General features: G+C 64.9%; 19 protein-coding genes and 1 other annotated feature. Of the genes, 15 read left to right on the forward strand and 4 right to left on the reverse strand.

The annotated features are described in order from the left end of the window. Positions 1 to 8: 8 nt before the first annotated feature. From arsB to AB843_RS01190, 8 genes are all read left to right on the forward strand, one after another. On the forward strand, positions 9 to 1,088 hold the full coding sequence (gene arsB / locus AB843_RS01155) for an ACR3 family arsenite efflux transporter (protein ID WP_048644935.1): 1,080 nt from the start codon (positions 9 to 11) through the stop codon (positions 1,086 to 1,088). Positions 1,089 to 1,099: 11 nt separating this feature from the next. Further along, on the forward strand, positions 1,100 to 1,504 hold the full coding sequence (arsC, locus tag AB843_RS01160; RefSeq protein ID WP_048644936.1) for an arsenate reductase (glutaredoxin): 405 nt from the start codon (positions 1,100 to 1,102) through the stop codon (positions 1,502 to 1,504). A 64-nt stretch (positions 1,505 to 1,568) separates the two neighbouring features. Further along, positions 1,569 to 2,963, forward strand: a complete 1,395-nt coding sequence (locus tag AB843_RS01165; RefSeq protein WP_048644937.1) for a DHA2 family efflux MFS transporter permease subunit — start codon at positions 1,569 to 1,571, stop codon at positions 2,961 to 2,963. Between the two features lie 162 nt (positions 2,964 to 3,125). Beyond that, on the forward strand, positions 3,126 to 5,060 hold the full coding sequence (locus AB843_RS01170) for a DEAD/DEAH box helicase (RefSeq protein ID WP_048644938.1): 1,935 nt from the start codon (positions 3,126 to 3,128) through the stop codon (positions 5,058 to 5,060). 175 nt (positions 5,061 to 5,235) lie between these two features. Then, positions 5,236 to 5,291: a sequence feature (sul1 is cis-regulatory element that is thought to sense ions involved in sulfur or methionine metabolism; They are found in Alphaproteobacteria), on the forward strand. Positions 5,292 to 5,361: 70 nt separating this feature from the next. Further along, complete coding sequence (locus AB843_RS01175; protein WP_048644939.1) at positions 5,362 to 6,846, forward strand: SulP family inorganic anion transporter; 1,485 nt, start codon at positions 5,362 to 5,364, stop codon at positions 6,844 to 6,846. Next, a complete protein-coding gene (locus AB843_RS01180; protein WP_048645188.1) occupies positions 6,846 to 7,700 on the forward strand; it encodes a universal stress protein in 855 nt (284 codons plus the stop codon). Before AB843_RS01175 ends, AB843_RS01180 begins: the two co-directional genes overlap by 1 nt. Before the next feature lie 89 nt (positions 7,701 to 7,789). Next, positions 7,790 to 8,956 carry a diphosphate--fructose-6-phosphate 1-phosphotransferase gene (locus AB843_RS01185; protein WP_048645189.1) on the forward strand — a complete coding sequence of 389 codons (1,167 nt, stop codon included), beginning with the start codon at positions 7,790 to 7,792 and terminating at the stop codon, positions 8,954 to 8,956. Between the two features lie 155 nt (positions 8,957 to 9,111). Continuing rightward, complete coding sequence (locus AB843_RS01190) at positions 9,112 to 9,417, forward strand: alkylphosphonate utilization protein (protein ID WP_048644940.1); 306 nt, start codon at positions 9,112 to 9,114, stop codon at positions 9,415 to 9,417. A 96-nt stretch (positions 9,418 to 9,513) separates the two neighbouring features. Here AB843_RS01190 and AB843_RS01195 read toward each other — a convergent pair whose 3' ends face one another. The 4 genes from AB843_RS01195 to AB843_RS01210 all read right to left on the reverse strand — a co-directional run bounded on the left by AB843_RS01195 (position 9,514) and on the right by AB843_RS01210 (position 12,221). Next, entirely contained in the window at positions 9,514 to 10,032 is a 519-nt protein-coding gene (locus tag AB843_RS01195) for an SRPBCC family protein (protein ID WP_048644941.1), read from the reverse strand. A 16-nt stretch (positions 10,033 to 10,048) separates the two neighbouring features. Then, positions 10,049 to 10,624, reverse strand: coding sequence for a dihydrofolate reductase family protein (locus tag AB843_RS01200; protein WP_048644942.1), 576 nt, complete (start codon positions 10,622 to 10,624; stop codon positions 10,049 to 10,051). Between the two features lie 148 nt (positions 10,625 to 10,772). Continuing rightward, positions 10,773 to 11,153, reverse strand: coding sequence for an iron chaperone (locus tag AB843_RS01205; RefSeq protein WP_157384399.1), 381 nt, complete (start codon positions 11,151 to 11,153; stop codon positions 10,773 to 10,775). Positions 11,154 to 11,339: 186 nt separating this feature from the next. Further along, positions 11,340 to 12,221 (reverse strand): LysR family transcriptional regulator, encoded by an 882-nt coding sequence (locus AB843_RS01210; protein ID WP_048644944.1) that lies wholly within the window; start codon positions 12,219 to 12,221, stop codon positions 11,340 to 11,342. Positions 12,222 to 12,365: 144 nt separating this feature from the next. Here AB843_RS01210 and AB843_RS01215 point away from each other — a divergent pair, with 144 nt between their 5' ends. The 7 genes from AB843_RS01215 (at position 12,366) to AB843_RS01245 (ending at position 20,759) form a co-directional block, all read left to right on the forward strand. After that, positions 12,366 to 13,862: a CoA-acylating methylmalonate-semialdehyde dehydrogenase gene (locus AB843_RS01215; RefSeq protein ID WP_048644945.1), complete on the forward strand. Its 1,497-nt coding sequence runs from the start codon at positions 12,366 to 12,368 to the stop codon at positions 13,860 to 13,862. Positions 13,863 to 14,370: 508 nt separating this feature from the next. Then, positions 14,371 to 15,300 (forward strand): ABC transporter permease subunit, encoded by a 930-nt coding sequence (locus AB843_RS01220; RefSeq protein WP_048644946.1) that lies wholly within the window; start codon positions 14,371 to 14,373, stop codon positions 15,298 to 15,300. Then, positions 15,300 to 16,694 (forward strand): high-affinity branched-chain amino acid ABC transporter permease LivM, encoded by a 1,395-nt coding sequence (gene livM, locus AB843_RS01225; protein WP_048644947.1) that lies wholly within the window; start codon positions 15,300 to 15,302, stop codon positions 16,692 to 16,694. The genes AB843_RS01220 and livM overlap by 1 nt, the downstream gene beginning before the upstream one ends. Next, entirely contained in the window at positions 16,694 to 18,415 is a 1,722-nt protein-coding gene (locus AB843_RS01230) for an ATP-binding cassette domain-containing protein (RefSeq protein WP_048644948.1), read from the forward strand. Before livM ends, AB843_RS01230 begins: the two co-directional genes overlap by 1 nt. After that, on the forward strand, positions 18,412 to 19,146 hold the full coding sequence (locus AB843_RS01235) for an ABC transporter ATP-binding protein (RefSeq protein ID WP_048644949.1): 735 nt from the start codon (positions 18,412 to 18,414) through the stop codon (positions 19,144 to 19,146). Before AB843_RS01230 ends, AB843_RS01235 begins: the two co-directional genes overlap by 4 nt. Beyond that, positions 19,146 to 19,511: a DUF6867 family protein gene (locus tag AB843_RS01240; RefSeq protein WP_048644950.1), complete on the forward strand. Its 366-nt coding sequence runs from the start codon at positions 19,146 to 19,148 to the stop codon at positions 19,509 to 19,511. The genes AB843_RS01235 and AB843_RS01240 overlap by 1 nt, the downstream gene beginning before the upstream one ends. Before the next feature lie 147 nt (positions 19,512 to 19,658). Beyond that, positions 19,659 to 20,759, forward strand: a complete 1,101-nt coding sequence (locus AB843_RS01245; protein WP_048644951.1) for a branched-chain amino acid ABC transporter substrate-binding protein — start codon at positions 19,659 to 19,661, stop codon at positions 20,757 to 20,759. Positions 20,760 to 21,214: the final 455 nt, after the last annotated feature.

A 21,214-nucleotide genomic window follows, 5' to 3' on the forward strand; every position in this document is an offset into this window, starting at 1 on the left:
GAAGAATCATGACCGAACACGTTCTGGAGCGCGCTGCGCCGCCTGCCGGCGGCATCGGCTTCTTCGAGAAATATCTCTCAATATGGGTGGCCCTGTGCATCGTCGCGGGCATCGCGCTGGGCAATCTGATGCCCGGCCTGTTTGCCTTCCTGGCCGGTCTCGAATACGCCTCCGTCAACCTCGTCGTCGCCGTGCTGATCTGGGCGATGGTCTTCCCGATGATGGTCAATGTCGATTTTTCCAGCCTCAGCCACATCGGCGACCGGCCCAAGGGGCTGGTGCTGACGCTGGCGGTCAACTGGCTGGTCAAGCCGTTCACCATGGCGGCGCTCGGCGTGCTGTTCTTCCAGTACGTCTTCGCGCCGTGGATCGAGCCCGCCGACGCGCAGCAATACATTGCCGGCCTGATCCTGCTCGGCGCCGCGCCTTGCACGGCGATGGTCTTCGTCTGGAGCCAGATGACGCGCGGCGACGCCACCTACACGCTCGTCCAGGTGTCGCTCAACGATGTGGTGATGATCTTCGCCTTCGCCCCCATCGTCGCCCTCTTGCTCGGCGTCACCGATATCGCCGTGCCGTGGGAGACGCTGCTGCTCGCCACCGGTCTTTATGTGCTCATTCCGCTCGTCGCCGGCGCGCTGACGCGCCAATGGCTGACCGGCCGCGCCGAGGGGAAGGAGGCGGCGGAGGCCGTCTCCCGCTTCACCGGGTCGCTGAAGCCGGTCTCGGTGATCGGCCTCCTGGTCACGGTCGTGCTTTTGTTCGGCTTCCAGGGGCATATCATCGTCGCCCGGCCGATCCTGATCGTGTTGATCGCCGTGCCGCTGTTGATCCAGTCCTACGGCATCTTCTTCGTCACCTATGCGGCAGCGAAGGCGTGGAAGGTGCCGTTCAACGTCGCCGCCCCCTGTGCGCTGATCGGCACGTCGAACTTCTTCGAGCTGGCGGTGGCCGTCGCCATCAGCCTGTTCGGCTTGAATTCCGGCGCTGCCCTTGCCACGGTGGTCGGCGTTCTGGTGGAGGTTCCGGTGATGCTGTCGCTGGTGGCCTTCGCCAACCGCACCCAACACTGGTTTCCCAAGAGCTGAGCGAGAGACGAATGAGCGCCACCATCTACCACAATCCCAAATGCGGCACCTCGCGCAACGTGCTGGCCATGCTCAGGGAGGCCGGCGAAGAGCCGCAGGTGATCGAGTATCTGAAGACGCCGCCATCGCGCGAAAAGCTCGTCTCGCTGATCGCCGCCATGGGCATCGCGCCGCGCGATCTGCTGCGCCAGAAGGGCACGCCCCATGACGAACTCGGCCTTGATGACGACAAATGGAGCGACGACGCGCTGATCGGCTTCATGCTCGAGCATCCCATCCTCATCAACCGGCCAATCGTCGAAACGCCGTTGGGCACGAAGCTCTGCCGGCCGTCCGAGACGGTGCTGGACCTCCTGCCGGAAGGTGCGTTGACCTCCTTCACCAAGGAGGACGGTGCGGTGGTGAAACGCGGCTGACACTGCCTGCCGCGACAGCTTTACGCGTTGACCCGGCACGCGGCACAGGCGAGGGTGCCGGCCCGTGAGCACGGATCGCCCATCCTCTCCGCCGGCCATCCCGGCGCGAATCTGGAAGATCGCCGCCGTCACAGGCGCCGGCGCCTTCATGGCGATGCTGGATTCCACCGTCGTCAATCTGGCCATCGAGACGGTCCGTGAGGATTTCTCGGCCAGTCTTTCCCTCATCCAATGGATCGCCACGGGCTATCTCATCGCCCTGGCCATCGCGCTGCCGGCCGCCGCGTGGTTGGGGAATCGTTTTGGCTATGGCCGGTTGTGGGCCGGCAGCCTCGCCGGTTTCGTGGCGGCCTCGGTTCTATGCGCCATCGCGCCCGATCCGCTCACCCTCATCGGCGCGCGTTTCCTGCAGGGGCTGGCCGGCGGGCTGATGGTGCCGGCCGGGCAGGCCGTGATCGGCGCGTCCGCCGGGCCGAAGCAGCTCGGCCGCATCATGGGCGCGCTCGGCCTCGTCGTGGCGCTCGGGCCGGCCATCGGCCCGGCGCTTGGCGGCCTGCTGCTCGACCATGCGTCCTGGCGCTGGCTGTTCTGGATCAATGTGCCGGTCGGCATCGCCGCACTCCTTCTTGCGCGCGGCCTGGTTCCCGGCGGCGAGAAGGACGAGGCGCGCCGCCTCGACGTGAAGGGGCTGGTGCTTCTCGGCGCCGGCCTGCCGCTGCTCCTGTACGGCGCGACGGAAATCGGCGCCGACGGCATGCGGCTGAAAAACCTCCTGGCCGTCGCGGCGGGCATTCTGCTCACAATCGCCTTCGTGGCGGTTGCCGGGCGGGCGAAGCAGCCGCTGATCGATCTCAGCCTGCTGCGCCGTCCCGTGTTCGCCACGGCGACGGCGACCACGGGCCTGACCGGCCTCAACATGTATGGCGGGCTCCTGCTCCTGCCGCTCTATCTGCAGGTGGTGGCCGGGCTCAGCACCGCGGAGACCGGTTTCCTGCTTTTGGCGATGGGGCTCGGCAGCGCGCTGGCGCTGCCCGTCGGCGGGGCGCTGACGGATCGTTTCGGCGCCGGACAGGTGAGTTTCGCCGGCACGCTGGCGCTGCTTGTCAGCACCGTGCCGTTTCTCCTGCCCGTGGCGCTGCCTTCAATGCTGCTGGCGCCGATCCTTGTCCTGCGCGGCATCGGCATGGCGCTCGGCCAGATGCCGGCCATGTCTGCGGCCTATGCGTCGGCGCGCAAGGCGGAGATGGGCGACGCCACCACGCTGGTCAACATCGTCCAGCGTGTCGGCGGGGCGATCGGCGCCGTCGGCGTCGTGGTGGTTCTGGCACATACGGCTGATGCAGCGGGTTATGTCCAGGCCTTTGCCATCCTGGCGGCTGTCTCCGCGCTGACCATGGTTCTGGCGCTAGCGCTGACGCGCCAGGCACGCCTGGCCGAACGTGCGCCCACCACCGGCTGAGATCTGCCGTATGCGCATCGCTGCCATGTGCTGATTTCGTCGCTTGCTTCTGTACATTCAGCTTCGGCCCGCGTAGGTACGGCGCAAAGCGTCGGCGAAAAGCCTCGCCGCGCGCCCACAAAATGACTGGCGGGCGCGCCTACCGTTTCCGAAAGAAGACAAATGACAGAGTTCGAAGGCATAGTTCCGGCGCTCGGCCGAGCGTTGGACAAGCGCGGCTACAGCGAATTGACCCAGGTGCAAAGGGCGGTTCTCGAACTGGAGCCGAAGGGCGCCGATGCGCTGGTTTCGGCGCAGACCGGGTCGGGCAAGACCGTCGCCTTCGGCCTTGCGCTGGCGCCGAGCCTGCTTGGCGGGCAGGACCGTTTCGGTCCCGCCGGGGCGCCGCTCGGGCTTGCCGTCGCGCCGACGCGCGAACTGGCGCTGCAGGTCAAGCGCGAGCTCGACTGGCTTTACGCCGAGACAGGCGCGGTCGTCGCCTCCTGCGTCGGCGGCATGGACATCCGCACCGAGCGCCGGGCGCTCGAACGTGGCGCGCACATCATCGTCGGCACGCCCGGCCGCCTGTGCGACCACATCCGCCGCCACGCGCTCGACATGACCAACCTGCGCGCCGTCGTGCTCGACGAGGCGGACGAGATGCTCGATCTCGGCTTCCGCGAGGATCTGGAGTTCATTCTCGACGCGGCGCCGGCCGAACGCCGCACGCTGATGTTCTCGGCCACCGTGTCGCGCACCATCGCCAATCTGGCGAAGAATTATCAGCGCGACGCGGTGCGCATCTCCACCGCCGCCGAGCAGAAGCAGCATGTCGACATCGACTATCGCGGTTTCCTCGTTGCGGCGCAGGAGCGGGAAAACGCCATCATCAACGTGTTGCGCTTCTATGAGGCGAAGAACGCGCTGGTGTTCTGCAACACGCGCGCCACCGTCAACCACCTGACCGCGCGCTTCAACAATCGCGGCTTCTCGGTCGTGGCGCTCTCGGGCGAGCTCAGCCAGAACGAGCGCACCCATGCGCTGCAGGCCATGCGCGACGGGCGGGCGCGGGTGTGTGTGGCCACCGACGTGGCGGCGCGCGGCATCGACCTGCCGAACCTGGAACTGGTGATCCACGCCGACCTGCCGACCAATGCCGAAACGCTGCTGCACCGTTCGGGCCGCACCGGCCGCGCCGGGCGCAAGGGCGTCAGCGCACTGATCGTGCCGCAAAACGGGCGTCGCCGCGCCGAGCGCCTGCTGCGCGATGCGAAGATCGCCGTCGCATGGGGCAATCCGCCTTCCGCCGACGATGTCCTGCAGCGCGACGACGAGCGGCTGATGGCCGACCCCAATCTCAGCGAGCCGTTGCAGGACAGCGAGGCGGAATTCGTCCGGGCGCTGCTCGCCCAGCATGGCGCCGAGCAGTTGGCGGCCGCCTTCGTGCGGCTGCATCGCGGCAGGCAGTCGGCGCCGGAAGACCTGTCCGAAGTGAACGTCCACGATGGCGGGCAGCCAAGCGGACAGCGCGAGGAGCGCAAGCCGCGCCGCGAGGATTTTTCCGAAAGCGCCTGGTTCTCCCTGTCGGTCGGCCGCAAGCAGAATGCCGAGCCGCGCTGGCTGATCCCGCTTCTGTGCCGCGCCGGCGGCATCACCAAGCGCGAGATCGGCTCGATCAAGATGCAGCAGGACGAGACCTTCGTCGAACTGGACGCCAACTCGGCCGACCGGTTTCTCGCCGCGATCGGCCCGCAGGCGACGCTGGAAAACAACATTCGCCTGAAGCGGCTCGACGGCATGCCGGAATTTACGTCTCAGCCCTACGCCAAGAAGCATGAAGGCTCCCACGCCGGCAAGGGCTTCCGCAAGGACGACCGGCCGGGCGGCTACGACAAACCGGCGGGCAAGCGCAAATTCGCCGACAAGCCTCAGGGCAAGTCGCATGACAAACCGTATGCCAAGCCCGCGGAATCCCGCGAGGCCGGCGCGCCGGGCGGCAAGCCCTGGGCCAAGGATGCCAAGCCCTGGGCGAAGAAAGACAAGAAGGCCGGCAAGCCGAAATTCGCCAAGCCAGCCGGCGCGGGCAAGAAGAAGCCGGCGCGCAAGCCGCAGGATTAGCCGTATTCGCACATGGGCTGCGCCGTGCATCGGCAGTGATTCGTCCACCCTCGTCATCCCGGCCGACCCAAGGGAGAGCCGGGACGGCGAAGTGGGAGAAACCGCACTATTCCTGTTTGCATGGCGACGTATATTGCGCTGCAGCATCAAATCGGGTTACACAGCGCGCATCCATCCTGGACCCGGTGAAAATCCGGGTGGCTCCGCCGGCCGCTGATCCGCCGGCTAATCCTTCTGCATCCTGCCTCGCCTGCTCCGCGACCCCGTCGCGCGGCGGAACAGCCATGTTTCCGGACGGTTTATGTTCTTACTTTCCAATTATCGCGACCAATGGCTCGGCAATGTCCGCGCCGATCTCCTGTCGGGCCTCGTCGTGGCGCTGGCGCTCATTCCCGAGGCCATCGCCTTTTCCATCATTGCTGGCGTCGATCCCAAGGTCGGCCTCTACGCCTCATTTTCCATCGCCGTGATCACGGCCTTCGCCGGCGGCCGGCCCGGAATGATCTCGGCGGCAACCGCCGCCACCGCTGTCCTCATGATCACGCTGGTCAAGGACCACGGCCTGCAGTATCTGCTTGCCGCCACGGTGCTTGCCGGCCTGTTGCAGATCGGCGCCGGCCTGTTGAAGCTTGGTCAGCTCATGCGTTTCGTCTCGCGCTCGGTGATGACTGGTTTCGTCAACGCGCTGGCGATCCTCATCTTCATGGCGCAATTGCCGGAGCTGATCGGCGTGCCCAATCTCACCTATGTCATGGTCGCCGCCGGTCTCGCCATCATCTACCTGTTTCCGCGCCTGACCCGGGCCGTGCCTTCGCCGCTGATCTGCATTCTCGTGCTGACGACCGTCTCCATCGCCTTCGGCCTCGATGTGCGCACGGTGGGCGACATGGGCGAATTGCCCGACACACTGCCGGTGTTCCTCATTCCCGACATTCCGCTCGATTTCGAGACGCTGCGGATCATCCTGCCCTATTCGGCGGCCGTCGCCGCCGTCGGCCTGCTCGAATCGCTGATGACGGCATCGCTGGTCGATGAACTCACCGACACGGAGAGCGACAAGAACCAGGAATGCATCGGCCAGGGCCTCGCCAACACGGCGACCGGCTTCATCGGCGGCATGGCGGGTTGCGCGATGATCGGCCAGTCGATGATCAATGTGAAGTCCGGCGGACGCGGGCGGCTGTCCTGTTTCGCGGCCGGCGTGTTCCTCCTGTTCATGATCGTCCTTCTCGGCGACTGGGTGCGGCAGATTCCGATGCCGGCGCTGGTCGCCATCATGATCATGGTGTCGATCGGCACATTCTCCTGGTCGTCGATCAGGAATTTGCGCGAGCACCCGCTGTCTTCCTCCATCGTCATGCTGGCGACGGTCGCCTGCGTGGTCTTCACCCACAATCTGGCGATTGGCGTTCTGGTCGGCGTGCTGCTCTCGGGCATCTTCTTTGCCGGCAAGATCGCCCAGATCTTCCGGGTGACGTCACAACTTTCCGGAGATGGCCGGGCGCGCACCTACAGGGTCGAGGGGCAATTGTTCTTCGCCTCGGTCGAGGATTTCAACAAGGCGTTCGATTTCAAGGAAGCGCTGGAGAAGGTCGTCATCGACGTTTCCCGCGCCCACATCTGGGACATCTCCAGCGTTGCGGCGCTCGACATGATCGTGCTCAAATTCCGTCGCGACGGCGCGGAGGTGGAACTGATCGGCATGAACCGGGCGAGCGAGACCATCGTCGACAAGCTCGGCATTCACGACAAGCCGGGCGCGCTTGAAAAGCTGATGGGGCATTGATCATGAAAATTGCGGCATTCATCGACGGTTCCATCTATTCGCAAAGCGTCTGCGAGCACAGCGCATGGATCGCCGGCCGGCTTGGGGCTTCCGTCGAGCTTCTGCATGTGCTCGGTCGACGTGAAACGGGCAGTGCGCCGTCGGACCTGTCCGGCAACATCGCGCTTGGTGCGCGCACGGCCCTCCTGAAGGAACTCTCCGAGCTCGACGAGCAGCGCGCCAGGCTGGCGCAGAAGCGAGGGCGAGCGATCCTCGAAGACGGCGAAGCCGCCGTCCGTGCCGCCGGCATCGAGGCGGTGACGGGTCGCCTGCGCCATGGCGATGTGGTCGACACAGTCGCCGAAATCGAGGGTGATGCCGAGTTGCTCGTCATCGGCAAGCGCGGCGAAGCGGCCGATTTCGCCCGCCTGCATCTGGGGTCCAATCTCGAGCGCGTCGTTCGCTCCAGCCATAAGCCGGTTTTCGTCGCGGCCCGCGCCTTCAAGCCCATCGAGAAGGTGCTTGTCGCCTATGATGGCGGTCCCAGCAGCATGAAGGCGGTGGATGCCATGTCTCGTTCGCTGTTGTTTGCCGGCTTGAGCGTAGAACTGCTAATGGCCGGAACGGACAATTCGGAAGCGCGCAATCGCCTCGCCGATGCCGAAGCGGTGCTGCGGGGTGGTGGCATCAAGGCTGAGAGCGCCATCGTGCCGGGACAGGCCGAGACCGTCATTGCCGAGCATGTCGAGGCCGCCGGGATCGGCCTGCTGGTGATGGGCGCTTACGGCCATTCGCGCATCCGCAGCCTGATCATCGGCTCGACGACCACCGAAATGCTGCGCTCCTGCAAGATTCCGGTCATGCTGTACCGCTAGGTCCTGGCCCCGGAGCGGGCTGCCCTTTTCTTTGCGGTGCCCTCCATGGCATGAATGGCAAACCTCTTGACAGTGAAAGCGCGAAAACCATGGCCGAGACATTCGTGATTGCGCAGGGCGGCGGACCGACCGCCGTCATCAACCAGACGGTCGTCGGCGCGGCGCTGGAGGCGATGAAACGCTTTCCCGGCTGCCGCGTCCTCGGCGCGTTGCACGGCGTGCGCGGCATTCGCGACGGACGGTTCGTCACCCTGTCCGATCTTCCCGAAACCGAACTGATGCGCATCGCCGCGACGCCGAGCGCCGCGCTCGGCTCGACGCGCGACAAGCCGGACGCCGCCTATTGCGAGGCGATCCTGGAGGGGCTGAAAGCGGTCGGCGCCGCTGCCTTCATCAACATAGGCGGCAACGATACCTCAGGCACGCAGGCCATCCTGCGCGCCGCCTCGGGCGGCGGCATGACCTTCATGCACGCGCCGAAGACCATCGACAACGACCTGATGGAAAACGACCACACGCCGGGCTTCATCTCGGCGGCCGAAATGGTGGCCGGGGCGTTCCTCAGCGTCGATCTCGATTTTCGCGCGCTGCCCGGCGTCTATGTCGGCATCGTCATGGGGCGGCATGCGGGATTCCTCACCGCGTCAGCTTCTGCCTGGGCGCTCGATCAGGACAGCGGCCCGCATCTCGTCTACGTGCCGGAGCGCCCGTTCGAGCGCGCGCGCTTCGTCGATGACGTCAAGGCGACCGTTGCACGCCATGGGCGCTGCGTGGTGGCGATGTCGGAAGGGGTTTCAGGCTCTGACGGGCGCTCGCTGGTCGAAACGCTGGTGCCGCCCGAAATGCAGGAACGCGACCAGCACGGCAATGTGCGCCTGTCGGGCACCGATCTCGGCCAGGCGATCGAGCGCATCCTGGCCGAAGACCTGCCGGGCACCCGCGCCCGCGTCGACACGTTCGGCTATCTGCCGCGCGGCAACATCGCCACCACCAGCGACACGGATGCGCGCGAAGCGTTTGCCGCCGGCGCGTTCGCCGTGGCGTCGGTCGAACAGGGCGACGGCTCCGTGGCGCTGCAATTCGATGGCGAGAAAACCGTCTGCCGGCTGGTGGCGCTCGACGCGGTTGCCGGCAAGACCCGGCACATGCCGGAGGATTTCCTGATGGCGGAGGAGAGCCGGCTTTCGCAAACCGGTCTCGCCTATCTGAACCGGCTCCTGCCGCGCCGCTACGATCCGGCTAAGCCGTTCGTCTAGGGTTCATCGTTTCACGGGAACGCTGTCCCCTCTATCTCTTTGTTTTCCGCATTTGTGCGGGCGGCGGCGGTGATCATGCGGGTTGCGCGACCCGGTCGGGTGGTGTAACCGGCGCTGGACGGGCCAGGGAAGCCTCGCAACGGCAAGGGCAGAGCATGACCGACGCAAACGACGATTATGTCTATGACGAAGCGACCGGCGAATGGCGGCCGGCGGCCGAGATGGCCGCATCCGCCGGCGCCGAGCGGGCCGTGGTGCGCGACGCGGCCGGAAACATTCTGGCCGATGGCGATTCCGTTTCCCTGATCAAGGACCTGAAGGTCAAAGGCGCCAACCAGACCCTGAAGCAGGGCACGGTCATCAAGTCGATCCGCCTGACGGACAATGCCGAGGAGATCGACTGCCGCCACGAGGCGATCAAGGGCCTCGTCCTGCGCACCGAGTTCGTGCGCAAACGGTAGAGCGGCGAGCGCGGCTTGGCCCGCGCCGCGGTTCTATCTCCTTGTTTTCTGCATTTGTGCGGACGTCAGGTGAAACCACCTGACTGCAAAAATGCTCTAGCGCCGCTCGGCGAACGCCTTGATGCCTTCGAGCCAGCTTCGGATGCGGGATCGGAGTTCATCGTCGTCGATCTGCGGTGCGGCCACCGGTGCCCACATCGATTCCCGGCAGACGATCCGCGTGCCGCCTGTGCCGTCGGGTTCGAAACGGTATTCGTGCGCCATCACCAGGCCGGGCACGGAGGTCGACCAGGTCAACAGGCGGCCCGGCTCGACGACGCCGAATTTCGATGTCAGGCGCACGCCAGCGGTCGACCAGACGAAGACGGCGTCGGGCGCCGCCTTCCTGCCTCCCTCCACATCGTGAATGTCGGATCGGATCGACGGCCAGTTTCCGACATCGCTCAGCACCGACCAGACCTTGTCAGGCGGCGCGGCGATGGTGATTTCGCCACTCGCCTGGACCGGCGCGGCCGGATCGACGCGGCCGTTCCTGACATGGCGTTCGTGCACGGCGTCGCGACGGGGATCGACCGGCGGCGGCGTTTCGTCCGAAGCTGAAGCGGTGACCGTCATCAGAAGGGCCAGAAGGCTAATTGTTGCTTGTTTCATAGCGGAGCAGCACGATCCCGTCGTTGAATTGCCGGCATTCGGCGAGGCTGAGCGTAGCGGCGGCATCATCGGGAAACAACCGGATGCCGCGGCCGAGCACGGTGGGGTAGACCATCAGCCGGAACTCGTCGATCAGCCCGTGCGGCAGCAGCGTGTGGACCACGGCGGCGCTGCCGTAAATCAGGATGTCGCCGCCCGGCTGATCCTTCAATGCGCGCGCGGCGTCGAGCAGATTGCCGGTGAGAAGGGTCGTGTTGTTCCATTCCGGCTTGTCGATCGTCGTCGACGCGAGATATTTCGGCAGGCTGTTCATGCGCTTGGCGAAGCCTGCCTCGTCGTTCACCGTCGGCCAGACGGCGGCGAAGCCGTCATAGGTCTTGCGGCCGAAGAGCAGGGCGTCGCAATTCATCAATTCCTCATGCTTGAATTTGTCGCCCTCCGGCCCACGGTTGAACGGGCCGGTCCAATCGCCGAGCCCGGACCCTTCCATGCCGACCGGGTCCTCGATGACGCCGTCGAGGGAGACATATTGCGTTACGATGATGCTTCTGGACATGGGGAACCCTTCTGCGCGTGCCTGCCGGGCGAACTGTTTGCCGCGCCGGGCGGCGTCTGGCAATTACCGGCGGCATCATTGACATGGCATGATTGCTGCTCCGGCGGGCGTTGGCCGCGCCGCCTGGGCCGGTGCGACCCACCTCCGCTCATTTCCGCTTGCTGGCCGTGCGCTCGCGGTTTTCCCTTGCACGGAACGCCGCCATCCGGCCGATCAGTTCGAATGGCACCGGCCTGCTCTTCGGGAACTTGATCGAGGATTTCGATACCTCATAGGACTCCAGCTCCTTGGCGAAGGCATCAAACACCGTGAATGGCGGCGGGCAGGCAATGGCGTAGTGGTTGGTGTAGGCCGAAACGTAGAGAATCCAGCCATTATGCTTGAAGGCGGGAATCTGATAGCTGATCACCGCCTCCGCTTCCGGCACCGCGCGCGATATGACATCGCACATCCGCTCAAGCGTTTCCTGAACGTCCGTCGGGAAGGCGGCGATATAGTCCTCGACGCTCTGATAGTCGGTCTTTGCCATTGTCTCATCCTTTTCGCGTTCTGGCGCGGTCACGGGTGCTTCAAACCGCAGGACGTTTCCACCGCCGCCATTCCGACACGTGCGCCGTCATGATTCGAGACACGGCGTGCGGCCATCACGCCGGCAACAGGGCTGTCGCCGGCCGGTTCTCAGCCCCTCGGCTCCCGGCCGATATCCCGCTGCCCCTCAAACGAACGCGCCGCGCTCCTTCTCCACCAGTTCGCCGATGAAGGCGGCAGCCGCCTGGATGCGGCGCGTCGGACGCATGGATTCATGGTAGACGATCCAGTAGCTGCGGCGGATCGGGCCGGCCCATTCGAGCCTGAGCAGATCGTCATGGCCACGCGCGATGAAGGTGTGCAGGATGCCGATGCCGGTTCCCGCGCGCACGGCTTCCATCTGGCCCATGGCCGACGAGACGGCGAAGTCCGTGGTCCAGTTTTCCGAAATCTCGGTCGCGTAATCGAGTGTCGGGCTGAAGATGAGGTCGGGCACATAGCCGACCAGCCGGTGGTTGCGAAGCTCGCCGGCGCTCTTCGGCAGGCCGTGTTCGGCCGCATAGGCCCTGGAGGCGTAGAGCCCCAGCGTGTAGTCGACCAGCTTGCCGGCAACCAGCCGGCCCTCCGTCGGCCGGTCGACGGTGATGGCGATATCGGCCTCGCGCCGCGACAATGAGAAGGAGCGCGGCACGGGCACGAGCTGTACCGAAAGGCCCGGATGGCGGGCCGTCAGCGCGCCCAGGCGCGGCGCCAGGAAGGCGACGCCGAAACCGTCGGGCGCGCCGATCCTCACCGTGCCGGTGACATCCTCGCTCTCGCCGGCGATTTCGGCGCGGGCGGCGATCATGTCCGCCTCCATGCGCTCGGCCGTGGCCAGCAATTGCTCGCCGGCCGCGGTCAGCTCCGTGCCGGTGGTCAGGCGATGAAACAGCTTGGCGCCGATCGCCTCCTCGAGGGCGGCGACCCGGCGCGAAACGGTGGCGTGATTGAGTTCGAGCCGCTTGGCCGCGCCAAGGATTTGCCCGGCGCGCGCCACGGCAAGAAACACCCGCACATCGTCCCAGTTCATGCTCGCACCCTTTGCTCAGTGTTTTTCGCACGGCCTATTCTATTCTGACTTTAAATTTTGCACAACGGTTGCGGATTCCCTCGCGTTGCAAACGAGCTTGCGAAGCGGGACAATGGGAAAATTCCAAACTCAGGGAGAATCCTCATGGAGGACGTCGGTCATTTCATTGGCGGCAAGCGCGTCGCCGGCGCGAGCGGGCGCTCGCAGGACATCATGCAGCCGATGGACGGCTCCGTGCGCGGCAAGGTGGCGCTGGCCAGTGCGGCCGAGGTGCGCGCCGCTGTGGAAAACGCAAGGGAAGCGCAAGTCGGATGGGCCAACACCAATCCGCAGCGCCGCGTGCGCGTCCTGATGAAGTTTCTGGAACTCGTGCACCGCGAGTATGACGCGCTCGCCGAATTGCTGGCGCGCGAGCACGGCAAGACCATTCCCGACGCCAAGGGCGACATCCAGCGCGGCCTCGAAGTGGTCGAGGTGTGCATCGGCGCGCCGCACATGATGAAGGGCGAATACACCGAGGGCGCCGGTCCGGGCATCGACGTCTATTCCATGCGCCAGCCGCTTGGCGTCGTCGCCGGCATCACGCCGTTCAACTTCCCGGCCATGATCCCGCTGTGGAAGATCGCCCCGGCGCTCGCCTGCGGCAACGCCTATGTGCTGAAGCCGTCGGAGCGCGATCCGGGCGTGCCGATGCGCATCGCCGAACTGTTCCTCGAGGCGGGCCTGCCGGCCGGCGTCCTCAACGTCGTCAACGGCGACAAGGTGGCGGTCGACGCGCTTCTCGACGACCCGGACATCAAGGCCGTCGGCTTCGTCGGATCGACGCCGATCGCCCAGTACATCTACGGCCGCGCGACGGCCAACGGGAAACGCGCCCAGTGCTTCGGCGGCGCCAAGAACCATCTGATCATCATGCCCGATGCGGACATGGACCAGACGGTCGATGCGCTGATCGGTGCCGGCTATGGCTCGGCGGGCGAACGCTGCATGGCGGTTTCGGTCGCCGTGCCCGTCGGCAAGGAAACCGCCGACCGGCTGGTGGAAAAGCTGATCCCGCGCGTCGAGAGCCTGAAGGTGGGGCCGTCGACCGACGCTTCGGCCGATTTCGGCCCACTGGTCACGGCGCAGGCGCTCGAGCGCGTCAAGGGCTATGTCGATCTCGGCATTAAGGAAGGCGCCAGCCTCGTTGTCGACGGGCGTGACTTCAAGATGCAGGGCTACGAGAACGGCTACTATATGGGCGGGTGCCTGTTCGACAACGTCACCAAGGACATGCGCATCTACAAGGAAGAGATCTTCGGCCCGGTGCTCTCCATCGTGCGCGCCAACACCTATGAAGAGGCGCTGGCACTGCCCAACGACCATGAGTTCGGCAACGGCGTCGCCATCTTCACCCGCGACGGCGATGCGGCGCGCGACTTCGCGGCCCGCGTCGAGGTCGGCATGATCGGCGTCAACGTGCCGATCCCGGTGCCGATCGCCTACTATACGTTCGGCGGGTGGAAGGCCTCGGCGTTCGGCGACCTGAACCAGCACGGGCCGGATGCATTCCGCTTCTACACCAAGACCAAGACCGTCACGTCGCGCTGGCCTTCCGGCGTCAAGGATGGCGCGGAGTTCGTCATTCCGACGATGAACTGACACATTTTCCGGTCGGGCGGAGCGCCTAGGTTCAACGTTTCATAGAAACGTTGAACCGGTCTATCTCCTTGTTTTTCCGCATTTATGCGGACGTCAAGTGATTCCACCTGACTGCAAAATGCTCTGGCCGGGGCATCGAGCTCTGGGGAAGCCCGGGGAATACAGCACCCGCATCGTTCTTCGGTGCGGGTGTTTCGCGTCATGCGCGCGTCGGTTTCCGTTTCAACCGAGCGATGGTGAATGCGCAACAATCATGCACGATTATTGTATTGTACCGGAGAAAATTCCATTCTTTCCGCCGTTGCGGGCTTTGATCGCAATGACATTGCATTGGGCCGATGCTAGCTTCCCGCCTCAACAAGAGCCGGAGAACAACCCGGCCAGCGGTGCGAAAACCGGTCGTGGGAAATTTGGCGTTGCAATCGGACGCCAATTCTCTACGACTAGAAGGGGAACAAGAATAAGAAATGCGCTCACGCGGCGACATTTCAGGGGAGTTGCTTTACACATGGAATATTTCCTCCAGCAGCTTATCAATGGGCTGACGCTGGGTTCCATCTACGGGCTGATCGCCATCGGTTACACGATGGTCTACGGCATCATCGGAATGATCAACTTCGCCCATGGCGACGTCTTCATGATCGGCGCGTTCATCGCGCTGGCGATGTTCCTGATCCTGACCACCGTTCTGGGGTTCACCTTCCTGCCCGTGGTGTTGCTCATCGTCCTGATCGTCTCGATGCTGTTCACATCCGCCTGGGGATGGACGGTGGAGCGCCTGGCCTACCGGCCGTTGCGCGGCTCCTTCCGCCTGGCGCCGCTGATCACCGCCATCGGCATGTCGATCGTCCTGCAGAACTTCGTCCAGATCACGCAGGGCGCGCGCGTCAAGCCGCTGCCACCGCAGATCCGGGGCGGCGTCACGCTGATGCAGGGATCGACCGAGAACGGCACGATTCTGGTGCAGCTTTCCTACATGCAGATGATCATCATCTTCACGACGATCGTCCTGATGGCCGGCTTCACGCTCCTGATTTCGCGCACGCCGCTCGGTCGCGCCCAGCGCGCCTGCGAACAGGACCGCAAGATGGCCTCGCTGCTCGGCATCAATGTCGACCGCACCATCTCGCTGACCTTCGTCATGGGCGCGGCGCTCGCCGCCGTCGCCGGCCTGATGTTCGTCCTGCTGTACGGGGTGATCGACTTCTACATCGGCTTCCTGGCGGGCGTTAAGGCCTTCACGGCGGCCGTGCTCGGCGGCATCGGCTCATTGCCCGGCGCCATGCTGGGCGGGCTGCTGATCGGCCTGATCGAAGTGTTCTGGTCCGGCTATTTCTCCGTGGAATACAAGGATGTGGCGGCCTTCTCCATTCTCGCCATCGTCTTGATATTCCTGCCGTCCGGCCTGCTTGGCCAACCGGAAGTGGAGAAGGTCTGATGGCTGCCAGCGACACGAACAAGCCGGTCGTTGCCCAGCGCGGCGACCCCAACTCGATGTATGAATCCGTCAAGGACGCGGCCATGGCGGCGCTGCTGGCCGGTGTCCTGGGCTTCTTCTTCATCGGCATCCGCACGGACATCGCGCCGGGCGGTCTCGACCTGAAGATGCGCTGGGGCGCCTGGATCGTCGCGATCCTCGTCGTCTTCGCCGGACGATTGCTGCTCAACCTGTTCGTCTACAAGACGCGCACTCCGGTGACCCGCAGTCTTTCGTCCGGCTTGCCCGGTTCGGAAAACACGCTGGCCCAAGTGGGCAAATGGCTGAAATGGGGGCTGCTCGCCTTCGCGGTGGTGCTGCCCTTCTTCTTCACCATCTTCTTCCCCAGCAGGGATAGGCAGTTCATCGACCTGGCCATCCTGATCATGACCTACATCATGCTCGGCTGGGGCCTGAACATCGTCGTCGGCCTCGCCGGCCTGCTCGATCTCGGTTACGTCGCCTTTTATGCGGTCGGCGCCTATTCCTTCGCGCTGATGGCGCAGTATTTCGATTTCGGCTTCTGGCTGGCTCTGCCGCTGGCCGGCCTGCTGGCGGCCTGCTGGGGCTTGATCCTCGGCTTTCCGGTGCTCAGGCTGCGCGGCGACTATCTCGCCATCGTCACGCTGGCCTTCGGCGAGATCATCCGCGTGGTGCTGCTCAACTGGTATGAGTTCACCAACGGGCCGGATGGCATTTCGGGTATTCCCAAGCCGACCTTCTTCGGTCTGGAACTGAAGCGGGGCGAGGGCGGTTTCGCCGATTTCTTCGGCATCGCCTACGACCCGATCCAGCGCTTCATCTTCCTTTACTACATCATCTTCATCCTGGCGCTGATCACCAATTTCGTCACCATGCGCCTGCGCCGCCTGCCTATCGGCAGGGCGTGGGAAGCGCTGCGCGAGGATGAGATCGCCTGTCGCTCGCTCGGCATCAACACGCGCAACACCAAGCTCACGGCATTTGCCATCGGCGCGATGTTCGGCGGGTTCGCCGGCTCGTTCTTCGCCACAAGGCAGGGCTTCATCTCGCCCGAAAGCTTCACCTTCCTGGAATCGGCGATCATCCTGGCCATCGTCGTGCTCGGCGGGCTGGGTTCGCAGATCGGCGTCGTCATCGCCGCGGTGGTGATGATCGGCGGTATCGAGATGCTGCGCAATCTGGGCTTCTTGCAGCAGGTGTTCGGCTCGGGCTTCGATCCCGCGCAGTATCGCATGCTGATCTTCGGCCTGGCGATGGTGCTGATCATGGTGTGGAAGCCGCGCGGGCTGATATCGACGCGCGAGCCCTCCGCTGTCCTCAAGGAGAGAAAACGCATCGGCGCCGATATGGTCGCTCAGGGTGAGGGACACTGATGAAGACGGCGACGAAGATGAAAACCATCGGTGACACGGTGCCGAACTGGGACGTCGATCCCGTTCTCAGCGTCGAGCACCTGACCATGCGTTTCGGCGGCCTTGTGGCCGTCGGCGACCTTTCCTTCAATGTCGGGCGTGGCGACATCACCGCGCTGATCGGCCCCAACGGCGCCGGCAAGACGACCGTCTTCAACTGCGTCACCGGCTTCTACAAGCCGACGGAGGGGCGCATCGTCATGCGCCACGGTCCCGGCCGGCAGGATGACGCGGTCCAGGCGGTGACGGCCAGCGGCCTGAAGTGGAAGAGCGCCGCCGAGGGTGGCGTGTTCCTGCTCGAGCGCATGCCCGACCACGAGATCTCGCACAAGGCCAAGGTGGCGCGCACCTTCCAGAACATCCGCCTGTTCGGCGGCATGACGGCGCTGGAAAACCTGCTCGTCGCCCAGCACAATCCGCTGATGGTGGCGTCCGGTTTTTCGCTCGGCGGCATCCTCGGCCTGCCCCATTACAAGAAGGCGCAATCGGCGGCCATCGACAAGGCGGTCTACTGGCTGGAGCGGACGCATCTGGTCGACCGGGCCGACGACCCGGCCGCCGACCTGCCCTACGGCGCCCAGCGGCGCCTGGAGATCGCCCGGGCCATGTGCATCGGCCCGCAGCTCCTGTGTCTCGACGAGCCGGCGGCCGGCCTCAACCCGCGCGAATCGGCCGAGCTCAACGAATTGCTCAAATACATTCGCGACGAGCACAATGTATCGGTCCTGCTGATCGAGCACGACATGGGCGTGGTGATGGAAATCTCCGACCATGTGGTTGTGCTGGACTATGGCGTGAAGATCTCCGACGGGCCGGCGGACGCGGTGAAGACAGACCCGAAGGTCATCGCCGCCTATCTCGGCGTCGACGACGAGGCGGAGATCGACGTGCCGGAGATCCGCAGGGATGTGGCGAAGGTCGTCGCCGCGGCCGAAGCGGAGAAGCCCGCCGCCCGCAGATCCGCCGCCAAGGCGCGAAAGCCGGCTGCGAAGGCCGGCAAGGCCGCGGCGAAAACCGCCGGCGCGGCAAAGGCGGACACGGCAACGGCGATGAAGCTGGTCGGACAGACCAAGTCAGCCAAGGCACCGGCGAAGTCCTCCGCGTCGAAAGCGAAGCCCGCAGCCAAGCCAAAGGCTGCCGCAAAGGCCAGGTCTGTCGCGAAAACAGAGCCTGCCGCGAAGGCTGCAAGTCCAGCCACAAGCAGCGCCACGGCGGCGGCGAAAGCCAAACCAGCGACGCCTGCGGCGGCCAAACCGGCGCCCGGCAAGAAAACCGCGCCTGCCAAGCCGGCCGCCAGCGAGATCAAAATAGCCAATGCCGGCGACTATCCCGGCAAGCAGCCGCACGGCACGAAGAAGCCGCGCACCGGCGGCGGCAACAATCTGACGCGCATCAAGGGCATCGGCCCGGCCAATGAGAAGAAGCTGAACGCGCTCGGCATCTGGCATTTCGACCAGATCGCCGCGTGGACGAAAGCCGAGATCGACTGGGTCGGCGCCTATCTGTCCTTCCCCGGCCGCATCGAGCGTGAGCAATGGGTCAAGCAGGCCAAGGTGCTTGCCAGGGGCGGCGAGACGGAATTCTCCAAACGCGTCGACAAGGGTGACGTGCCGACCAGCGTTCCGGGAAGGCGCGGTGCCGCGCCGGCCAGGAAACCGGCCAGCAAGGGAGGCAAGGCATGAGCGTCCAGGCGGAAACCTTGCTCTCGGTGCGCGGCGTCGAGACCTATTACGGCAAGATCGTCGCCCTGCGCGGCGTCGACATCGACGTCCACCGCGGAGAGATCGTCACCATGATCGGCGCCAATGGCGCCGGCAAATCGACGCTGATGATGACCATTTGCGGCCAGCCGCAGGCGCGCAACGGGCAGGTCATCTATGACGGCCAGGACATCACCCTGATGCCGACGCATGAGATCATCAGTCTCGGCATCGCCCAGTCGCCGGAGGGGCGGCGCATCTTCCCGCGCATGACGGTGATGGAGAATCTGCAGATGGGCGCGGCGCTGGTCGATCCCGGCCTGTTCGATGAGGATCTGGCCAAGGTCTTCAAGCTGTTCCCGCGCCTGAAGGAGCGTATCGCCCAGCGCGGCGGCACGCTTTCGGGCGGCGAGCAGCAGATGCTGGCCATTGCCCGGGCGCTGATGAGCCGGCCGAAGCTGCTGCTTTTGGACGAGCCGTCGCTGGGGTTGGCGCCGCTGATCGTCAAGCAGATCTTCGATGCCATCCGCGTCCTGAACGAGGAGGAGGGGCTGACGGTCTTCCTGGTCGAGCAGAACGCCTTCCACGCGCTGAAGCTCGCCCATCGCGGCTATGTCATGGTCAATGGCAACATCACCATGAGCGGCACCGGGGCGGAGCTGCTGAAGCGCGAGGAAGTCCGCGCGGCCTATCTGGAAGGCGGGAGGCACTGATGGAACACGCGAACGGGCCGATCTGGGAAGTCACCTTCTGGGAGTTCTTCTTCGTCACCCTGCTGTTGGCCGGCAGCGCCGCCTATCTGACCGGCCGTGCCATGGCGCGTTCCTGGCTGGGCGACAAGCAGCTTGCCTTCTACATCGTGCTTCTGGCGGCGGCGACGCGGTTCATCCACTACGCCCTGTTCAGCGGCACGCTCCTGTCGCTACACTACTACATCGTCGATCTGATCGTGTTGCTGGCGATCGCCTTCATCGGCAAGCGCGTCACGCGCGCCGGGCAAATGTCGACACAGTATAGTTTCCAGTATGAACGCAGCGGGCCCTTGGGATGGCGACGCGTTGGCGGAGGGGATTCATGATTAACTGGTCGAAAGCCTTTATTTCTTTTTTGAATTAGGCTTTCATGCCGGTTAAGCGGGCCTCGAGCCCGCGCGGGCCGAACCGGAAAATCGAACACCATTTCCGGAAAGCCAAGGGAACTTCTGGTGTTTTTCAAGGGAGTAGTCATGAAAAAGACACTTATGGCTGGCGCAGCGCTCAGCCTGATGATGACCGGGTCTGCCTGGGCGGATATCACAATTGCCGTTGCCGGCCCGATGACGGGGCAGTACGCGTCGTTCGGCGAGCAGATGAAGGCCGGCGCGGAACAGGCCGTGGCCGACATCAACGCGGCAGGTGGCGTCAATGGCGAGCAGCTGAAGCTCGAAGTCGGCGACGACGCTTGCGATCCGAAGCAGGCCGTTGCCGTGGCCAACCAGTTCGCCGGTTCCGGCGTCACCTTCGTGGCGGGCCATTTCTGCTCGGGCTCGTCGATCCCGGCTTCCTCCGTCTACGCGGAAGAAGGCATCATCCAGATCTCGCCGGCCTCGACCAATCCGGCCTTCACCGACGAGCGTCCGGGTCCGGGCGTGTTCCGTGTCTGCGGCCGTGACGATCAGCAGGGCGCGGTTGCCGGCAAGTTCCTGGTCGACAATTTCGCCGACAAGAAGGTTGCTTTCGTCCACGACAAGACCGCTTACGGCAAGGGTCTCGCCGACGCCACCATGGCGGCCTACGAGGCGGCTGGCGGCAAGCCGGCGCTCTACGAAGCCTACACCGCCGGTGAAAAGGACTATTCGGCGGTTGTTTCCAAGCTGAAGAACGAGGGCATCGGCGTTCTTTATGTCGGCGGATACCACACGGAAGCCGGCCTGATGGCGCGCCAGATGAAAGAGCAGGGCATGGACACCGTGCTCGTCTCCGGTGACGCGCTGGTCACCGACGAGTACTGGGCGATCACCGGCGATGCCGGCGAAGGCACGCTGATGACCTTCTCGCCCGATCCGCGCAAGAACGAGATCGCCAAGCCGGTCGTCGATGCGCTGCTGGCCGCCGGCAAGACCGCCGAAGGCTACGCGCTCTACACCTATGCGGCGATCCAGGCCTGGAAGACAGCCGTCGAGACCGCCAAGTCGACCGACTACGATCCGGTCGTGGAAGCGCTCAATGCAGGCACGTTTGCGACCGTCCTGGGCGATCTGTCCTTCGACGACAAGGGCGACGTGACGCTGCCCGGCTATGTCTTCTACGAGTGGAAAGACGGCCAGTACGACTATCTCGTGCAGTAAATTCTGCCACCGAGATTTCTCGCGGCGGCCCGGCAGCAATGCCGGGCCGTTTTGCTTTGGCGCTTTATCGGGGAAGGTCGCGCGCGCCGCCTCGCCGCAATGCCTTGCGTTGCAAGCTTTCGCGCATTTTCCTTGCACGCGTTTCTCCCCGCCGGCCGGGCCTTTGCTATCCTTCCCCCATCGCCCTTGCGGGAACCGGGTCCGGACCGGGGATCAGGGAGGGCGGCGGCAGCCTCCCGCTCCGGGGGTCGGATCCCGGAGCCTTGTGAGGGCCCGCGACAGGTCGGCGGCCGGGTCACACCGGTTGCGGAGAAGCCGCCAGGACGGCGATGCCCGAGGGCTGGGAAACCGGATCTGTCGGGCACGCCCGCCCAGTGATCGACCGACGGATGGGACAGCGGCCGGACGGGCGGCGAAGGGGTCGCATATAGTTTCACAGATTGGCGACGCTTTTG

Source organism: Nitratireductor soli (assembly GCF_001050155.1).
Lineage (GTDB): Bacteria > Pseudomonadota > Alphaproteobacteria > Rhizobiales > Rhizobiaceae > Nitratireductor > Nitratireductor soli.